Source organism: Synechococcus sp. RC10A2, assembly GCF_047502605.1.
The window spans coordinates 1-7882 of sequence record NZ_JANSHP010000070.1 but is presented as its reverse complement, the minus strand read 5'-3'; the positions used below and the strand labels follow the sequence as shown (position 1 = coordinate 7882).

Below are 7882 nucleotides of genomic sequence, written 5' to 3'. Positions count from 1 at the left end.
TTAGTTCCGTAAGACAATATGTTGTTCAGTAAATTCAGGACTAGAGGCTTGCCCTCTCTCAAGGCTCCCCTCGCGAGGCTGCCGGAACAGGGCCCGACGATTCTAAGCCGCCACCCAGTTCTTAGCCCTGGACGGGCGCCGGGACAAGACAGGCTTCCAACTTTTGCTGCAGCTTGGCCGTATCGAGGTGCTGGCCGATGAGCACCAACTGGTTTTTGGGCTGGCGAGGCCAGGCGTCGCTGCTGAGGGTGTAGCGCCGACCGCTGAGGTGGAAGATATGTCGCTCTGGGCTTTCCTCAAACCACAGGATCCCTTTGGCCCGAAAGACTGCATCGGGCAACTCGTTGAGAAAGTTCTGGAAAGCGTCTAGAGAGAAGGGGCGATCGCTCTCAAAGGCCAGGGAGTTAAAACCATCGACCTCGATGTGGCTGCGGTGCGAGTGGCCGTGATCATGGCCGTGTTCGTGGTCATGCTCATGGTCATGCTCAGCGTCGGGAGCCTCCTCCTGGGGCAGAGAGCTGGACTGAAACAGGTCTGTATCCAGGATCAGCTCTAGGGGCACTGCGCTGTTGACCGTGCGCAAAATGCGGGCATCTTCCTTGATCTCGCGAATGCGTTTTTCCAGGCGCTCGATCTCCGCCGGCTCAACCAGGTCGGTTTTGTTGAGGAGAATGACATCCCCATAGGCAATTTGGCTGTAGGCCACGTCACTGTTGAACAGATCAGGAGCGAAGTTGCTGGCATCCACCAGGGTGATGATCGAATCCAGCCGTGTCAGATCCCGCAGTTCTGGCCCCAAAAAGGTGAGGGCAACCGGCAAGGGATCCGCCAGTCCTGTGGTCTCCACCACCAGGTAGTCGATTTTGTCGGAGCGCTCCATCAGGCGCAGCACACTCTCGACAATGTCGTCGCGGATGGTGCAGCAGATGCAGCCGTTGTTGAGCTCTACGAGGTCTTCTTCGCTGGAGACAATCAGCTCGCCGTCGATGCCAATCTCCCCAAATTCGTTGACCAGCACCGCTGTGCGCATCCCTTTCTGGTTGCGGAGGATGTGGTTGAGCAGAGTGGTTTTCCCGCTCCCCAGAAAGCCAGTGATGATGGTGACAGGCAAGCCTCGCTTGGGCACTTCAATGGTGGTGGTCATGGAGGAACCGCAATCTGCTAAAGAGGACCCTTCCACTTTATCCTCATTGTAATGACGCTCTTTGAAGACTCGCTGCCCCAGCGGAGATGTTGAGGCAGCCATCTAGACGCTGTGGTTCCGACCTGAAGAGGGATCCCCGCTGCTTTCGGGGCGTTTGAGGTCGGCCAAATCGTTGAGGCGACGCAGGATCCCCCACCCCTGCAGAGCTTCCAGCAGGGCTTCCCGGACGACAGCCACGGTTTCTTGGTCAAGGGCGAGGCGGAGGTAGTCCACCGCTAGCCGCGTCTGCTCGGCATCCAGGTATGGCATCCAGCTCTGCAGCCGACGCACGCCCAGCAGCCGTCGGTAGGAGTCGGGGGAAGCGATGTCGCTGAGATCTCGCTCCAGTTGGGAACGCTGCCGCTCTTGGCGGCGGCTAAGCCACTCCCAAAACAGCAGCGCCAACAAGGCAAAGGTGGCTAGCCCCTGCAAAATGGCGCCCGTGGCCAGCCAGCGCTGGCTGGATTCTGCCCAGATGGAAACCACGATGTAGGTGCCCAGAGCGGCGCCTGCCCCCCCGACAACAGCAAGCAGCAGGGAGCGATCGGCTTGGCGAAACCAGGCTTGCAACTCCTGCCAGCGGCGGCTGAACTCAGGGCTGCGCGCAGCATACAGCCCCAGCATTGCCCCACTGCCCACAGCTAGAGAAAGAGCTAGCCGCCAGTGCCAAAAAGCCAGCCCCGCCAAGGCCAAGCCCGACAGGGCCAAAACCCGCCATTGCGGCCCCGAGAGTAGCCACAGGGCCACCTGGGATCCCCTCTCCACTGCCCCTTTCTGAACTCGCTGCAGATATTCCCGCCAGGATCCCTGTCCGGAAGAGGGGCGACCCGATCCATCCTTCACCGCTGGCAACTCCCCCAACTTCGTCCCATCTGATCCCTGTCAAGACAGGCCAACGCTCTCTCACTCAATAATTATGCTCTGCCGGCGGAGCTGAGATAGGCTTTCCACCCCTGAGTTTGCAACTGGGCGTTTTTCTCTTGCACCGCTTGCTTGAGGCTTTCCCGGTAGGCCAGCACCCGTTGTTGCAGGGCGGGATCGCCGCTGGCCAAGATCTGCACGGCCAAGAGTCCAGCGTTGTAGCCATTGCCGATGGCTACAGTAGCCACCGGGATCCCCTTGGGCATTTGCACGATCGAATATAGGGAGTCCAGCCCCTGCAGAGATTGGCTGAACACCGGCACCCCGATGACCGGCAGAGGGGTAAGGGAGGCTACCATCCCCGGCAGATGGGCCGCCCCGCCGGCGCCGGCGATAATGACGCGGATCCCTTGGATATGGGCGCGGCGGGCAAAGTCCACCATCGCCTCCGGGGTGCGGTGGGCGCTGAGGATCTGCAGTTGGTAGGGGATCCCAAACTCCTCACACACCTGGGCAGCGGGTGCCAGGGTGGGCAGATCGGAATCGCTGCCCATTAGGATGGCGACGAGAGGGGAGACTTCCATGAGCGGCTGGCCCGTCGTAGCCGATCCATGATCGCATAACCTAGGCCAGTGACAACTGGTGGCGGTTCAGCCAACAGCAAGGTGGCCGCTCCCTCATCCAGGCGGCGCAGGCTGGCAAAGAAGGCGTGGGCCGCCGAGTTGGGATCCGGGCCCAGACATTCTAGGGTAAAGGTGACCTCAGGACAGTGGCGGGAGAGGCTTTCTGCCAGCGCTTCTGGTTTGGCGGCGAAACTGAGAATGCCTAGGTGCGAGTGGCCAGTGGCCAAGCGCCGCAACTGTTGCCAATCCTCAGGCTGAAGCTGGGCAAAGGCAGTGGGCAAAAGCCAGATGGGCTTACCGGGAGCGTAGTGGCTGCTCAGTTGGCCGGGAGCCTCTGGACTCTCCTTGCCGTCTGGGGCAGGGGGAGAGCTTAGGGGCAAATTGAGGTGGGATTCCAAAACTTCCCGCGGGATCCCGCCAGGGCGCAACAGGGTGGGCGTGCCGTCGGGGCTGAGCTTGAGCACTGTCGATTCCAGGCCCACGCTGCACTCTCCCCCGTCCAAAATGTAAGGGATCCGCCCCGCCAACTCGGCATAGACGGCCTGGGCCGAGGTAGGGCTGAGGCGGCCAAAGCGGTTGGCGCTGGGGGCAGCCAAAGGCACCTGAACTGCCCGCAGCAAAGCCTGGGCCACGGGGTGGGCGGGCATCCGCAGCGCCACCGTGGGCAAGCCACTGGTGACGAGATCCGGCACCCGGGATCCCTTGGGCAGCACCAGCGTCAGCGGCCCCGGCCAAAAGGTGTCGACAAGGGATCCCAGGCGAGCGCGAGCGGCGGGAGTAAAAGCCTCCAGATCCACCAGCCAGCCCTGCAGTGTCTCTAGATCCAGCCCAGCCGGCAGATGCAGGATCAGGGGATTGAAACGGGGGCGCTCCTTGGCGGCAAAGATCTCTGCCACCGCCTGTTCGTTGAGGCCGTGGCCCGCCAGGCCGTACACCGTCTCTGTAGGTATGGCCACCAACTGGCCCCGCCGCAGCGCTTCAGCCGCCAAGGCAATGTGCTCAGGGGTGGGGGGGAGGATCTGCGTTTGCATGAGGGGTGGGGGAGCAGTCCCGAATCCATTGTCGGGCCTGGTAGAGGGCAATGTTAATCTGATCCCCAAACAGCAGCGCCAAGGAAGTGAGCCAAACCCACAGCAATAAGACAATAACTGCCCCCACGGCTCCGTAGACTTGGTTGAGCTGGCCGAAGTGCTCCACATAAACCCGCAGCCCCCACGACACCCCAACCCAAAGCAGGCTGGCCACAATCGCTCCTGGCCAAATCGGCATTTGGGGCCGGCGCAAGCTGGGGCCGAATCGGTACAGCACCCAACAGGAGACGACGATCATCCCCAACGAGATAGGCCAGGTGAGCGCTTCCCACAACTTCAGCGCCAGCTCCCGCCAGGGATCCAACTGATCCGGCCCGGCAACCCCCTCCGCTAGGGATTTCGCTTGGGCGGACAAGAAGCGGAAAAAGCTGGCACTGAACAAGAAGATCAAGCTGGCCAAACCGGTTAACCCCAGGGTAGCTAGCATCCAAACCATCGAGATCAGCTTGCGTCTCCAAAAGGGGCGGCGCATCTCCTGGGGGATCTCGTGGCTGAGATCCAAAGCCGTCATCACTGCTCCCAAGGCCCCAGAGGCAGCCCACAGGGTTCCTAAGAAGCTGAGGGAGAGCAAGCCTCGGTTTTCCCCAAAGCGGAGCTCTCGCGCATACTGTTCCAGAAGCACCAGGGCTTCTTGGGGGGCAATCTGCCCCAATTGCTCCATCAGGCGCTGAAAAGCTTGCTCAGAGGAGCCGACAAACAGCCCAATCCCGGTCAAGAGGGTGAGGATAAAGGGAAATAGGGCCAACATCGAGCTGTAGGCCATCTCGGAGGCTAGGCCAAACAGCCGGTAGCGCATCGCGTTTTCCCAGGCCAGCCGTAGTGTACGCCAGGCCAGCTCCCCTTGGCGACTCCACTCTCCCCATGCCCAGCGGATCCCTTGCAACTGCCGGAAGCTCGGCAGCGTCCCCAGCCGCTTCCCTAGCTTCATGGGCCCCTACCCCCTTGAGCCTAGCTCCCAGGATAATTCAAGGCCCTGCGCCTCTTGGCACAGAGAAGGGGTTTTGCCGGTCTCAGGTTCAGGGCTGGCTTCCTTCTTCAACATGGGTGTGCAACACCTTGCCGCGCAGGGTCCTGCCCAGCCAGGGAGTGGCCAGGGATCGCGAGCAAAGGGTGGCTGCCGAGACCGTCCAGGTATGGCCCGGATCGAACAGCACCCAGTCACTTCCGGGAGCTAGGCTGGGCGGCTCCAACCCCAGGCAGCGGGCCGGGTAGAGGCTGAGGGCCGACCAGAGCTGGAGCGCCGTCAGGGATCCCGTCTCTACCAGGTTCTGCCACAGCAGGGGCAGCGCCAGCTCCAGGCCTATGGCCCCAGGAGGGGCTTCGGCAAAGGGCAGGGTTTTCTCCTCGTAGGTGTAGGGGGCGTGGTCGGTGGCAATACCCAGGCTGCCGCTGCGGATGCCGGCGATGAGGGCCTCGCGGTCGCTGCTGCGGGGGAGAGGAGGCAAGAGGCGCAGGTGGGGATCGTAGCCGTGCTCCAAGACGGCTTCCTCCGCCAAGAGCAGGTGCATCCAGGTGGTGCTGGCGCTAACCGGCAGCCCCTCTGCTTGGGCCTGCTGGACAAGCTCCAGGCTGCGGGCTTGGCTGAGGCGCATCACATGCACCGGCGCCGGCGAAGGAACGCTGCGCACTACTTCCAGGAGACGGGCCAAGGCCGCGGTTTCGGCACTGGTTGGGATCCCCTTCAGCCCCAAGCGCAGCGCCCACACCCCCTCGTAGAGGCTGCCCGAGCCAGCCAGGCTGGGATCCCAGGCCCACACCAGCAGCGGCTTATTCCAAGGCCGCAAATACTCCAGCGCCCGCCGCAGTAGGGCCAACGACCGCAGCGGCTCTGATCCTTCAGTCCGGGCCACAAAGCCAATGGCGCCGGCGCGGGCCAGCTCTCCCCAGAGGCTGGGAGCTTCTTCCCGGTCACCCAAGCTCAAAGCAGCCCAGGGCAGCCAGCGGGAATCCCCCGCTCGGCGGCGGTAGCGGCCCACCTGCTCCGGCTCGTCCAGCACCGGGAAAGTTGCCGTTCCGGGCAGGGGGGCAGGGAGAAGACCCACTTGGGTAAACCCCCCTGCCAGAGCTGCTGCCCCCAGAGAGGCGAGGGTTTCGCGGCAGGGGGAGAGCTCTTGATCAGCGATCTCGCCACTGTGGGCGTACAGATCGATCAAGCCCGGCCCCAGCACCCAGCCAGCAGCCTCCAGGCGGGGGATGTCGGCAGGGATCCCCGCCGGCTCGGTGGCCCGGAGGCGGCCCTGCTGCAGCCACACGTCGGTCACCTCATCCCGCTGTTGCCAGGGATCCAACAGGCGCACCCCACGGAGGCAGAGATTGAGCAGGCTCAGGTCGGCAGGGAGGGTGGATCCCATCTTCCACCTCCCTAAAGCGCACCCGCTGTGGTGCAGTCGAAAATCTGGCCGGACAGGTGAGTGGTGAGGTTCAACACCTTGAGAACAGGGGTGCCGTCCTTTCCTTCCGGGTAGTCGATAACGGTAATGCCGCCATTGCCCTGCTTGAAGATCCAAAAGGCGTGGGGGGAAAGGCCGAACAACTGGCAGATGATCGCCTTGTTGATGGCGTCGTGGGCCACCACCACGGCCGTGCCTTCGGGAAATTGGGCGGCGGTGATGGCCAAAATCTCTTCCCAGGCCGAGCGCGTGCGATCCCACACTTGGTACAGATTTTCCCCGTTGGGCATTTGCACCGCGGCCGGATCCCGCTGCCAGCGCTCCAGCTCGCCGGGGTATTCGGCTTCCACCTCGCTCTGGAGCTTGCCCTCCCAGTCGCCGTGGCAGATCTCCTGCAGCTCCGGCATCGGGCGTAGGATCAGGTTGGGGTGGTTGCTGCAGATGGCGTCCGCCGTAGCCCAGGGGCGCTTCAGCGGGCTGGAAAAAGCCAGGTTCAGCGGCTGGTCGGCCAGAAACTCCGCCACCCTAGCTGCCTGCTCCTCGCCAGTGGCGTTGAGAGGAATATCGCGCTGCCCCTGAAAGCGCTGCTCCCGGTTCCATTGCGTCTCGCCGTGCCGCACCAGCAGGATACGCATCCCCTGCTTGCGTTTGGGCAGAGGCTGGCCCAGATGGGCAGTGATATTCAAAGATTCCAGTTGCGGCAGCGCCCCCAGGCCCTGGGGAAAGTTGAGAACGCTGATGGCGCAGTTATCTTGCCCAAGACGGTGGTAGTGAACCGGCCCCAAGCCAATGGCGGTGCTGACCAGGGCGCGGTTAATGCCGCTGTGTCCGACAACGAGAACGGTGAGGGGATGCCTTGGATCGGTTCTCCGATCAGAGGAGGCGGGGGGCACTGACTTCACTTGCTCGGCCAGCAGTTGCCAAAACTCCTGCGCCTGCTGCCAGAGATCCCGCACCGGAAAGCGCCCCTCCAGCTCCAGCTCGTCGGGACGGTGCCGCCATAGGTGGTAATCTTCTGGGTATTTCTCCTTCACCTCGGCAAAGGTCAAGCCCTCCCAAGCTGTCAGGTCGATCTCCCGCAGGTACTCGCTGATAAACAAAGGGATCCCCGCTCGCTCCTTGAGAATGATACGGGCGGTGTCGAGGGCACGGGAGAGAGGGCTGCAGTAGGCATAATCCAAGGGGATCCCGGCCAGAACCTCAGCTACCCGCTGTGCCTGCGCTTCTCCACCGGGGGTGAGGCGAGAGAGATCGGAGCGGCCTTGGATGCGATTTTCGACGTTGAAGGTGCTCTCACCGTGGCGCACGAGCAGGATGCGCAGGGCAGGCTGAGCCATTGTTTGCACGGACTTACTCAAGAACACCTTCTAGAGTATCGCCTAGAGTATCGCTGTTGGGCTGGGCTTGCCCTGCCAGTGGGGTTCTTTCTAGGGGTTGGGTCCCGGATTCTGGCCTCAACAGATCGGGCAGTCAAGTTTTCAATTGGGATGAGCCGCCCAAGCCACTGAGAAAACTCTGCCAGCTCTTCAGGAGCGGGAAGACGCGAACAAAGAGCAAGCCAGCTAGCCCCCCTATATCCCCCCTTGCGGCTGGGGCAGGAACCCTCTGGCTTGGCATAGGCTAGTTCAGGCGGCCACTGCGGCTTTTCCAGTCCAGCTTCTGATCCAGAAGAAACTCCAGATACAGCCTGTTAAGGGCTCAAGGGGTACAATAGCAGCACTTAGCAAACCAACT

At 62.4% G+C, this 7882-nt stretch carries 7 protein-coding genes; all 7 read right to left on the bottom strand.

Going from position 1 to position 7882, the window contains the following annotated elements; all coding sequences use genetic code 11:
* Positions 1-121: 121 nt before the first annotated feature.
* Positions 122-1144 (bottom strand): CobW family GTP-binding protein, encoded by a 1023-nt coding sequence (locus NW848_RS10155; RefSeq protein ID WP_414508284.1) that lies wholly within the window; start codon positions 1142-1144, stop codon positions 122-124.
* A 102-nt stretch (positions 1145-1246) separates the two neighbouring features.
* The gene (locus tag NW848_RS10150; protein WP_414402541.1) at positions 1247-2026 is read right to left on the bottom strand and encodes a hypothetical protein; all 780 of its coding nucleotides are present in this window, start codon (positions 2024-2026) and stop codon (positions 1247-1249) included.
* Positions 2027-2097: 71 nt separating this feature from the next.
* On the bottom strand, positions 2098-2628 hold the full coding sequence (gene purE, locus NW848_RS10145) for a 5-(carboxyamino)imidazole ribonucleotide mutase (protein WP_011430499.1): 531 nt from the start codon (positions 2626-2628) through the stop codon (positions 2098-2100).
* The gene (locus NW848_RS10140; RefSeq protein ID WP_011430498.1) at positions 2598-3698 is read right to left on the bottom strand and encodes an L-threonylcarbamoyladenylate synthase; all 1101 of its coding nucleotides are present in this window, start codon (positions 3696-3698) and stop codon (positions 2598-2600) included. Before NW848_RS10140 ends, purE begins: the two co-directional genes overlap by 31 nt.
* A complete protein-coding gene (locus NW848_RS10135) occupies positions 3667-4686 on the bottom strand; it encodes a YihY/virulence factor BrkB family protein (RefSeq protein WP_414402542.1) in 1020 nt (339 codons plus the stop codon). The genes NW848_RS10140 and NW848_RS10135 overlap by 32 nt, the downstream gene beginning before the upstream one ends.
* Positions 4687-4774: 88 nt before the next feature.
* Entirely contained in the window at positions 4775-6109 is a 1335-nt protein-coding gene (locus NW848_RS10130) for a dihydroorotase (RefSeq protein ID WP_414346845.1), read from the bottom strand.
* 11 nt (positions 6110-6120) lie between these two features.
* Positions 6121-7485 carry a histidine phosphatase family protein gene (locus NW848_RS10125; RefSeq protein WP_011430495.1) on the bottom strand — a complete coding sequence of 455 codons (1365 nt, stop codon included), beginning with the start codon at positions 7483-7485 and terminating at the stop codon, positions 6121-6123.
* Positions 7486-7882 lie beyond the last annotated feature (397 nt).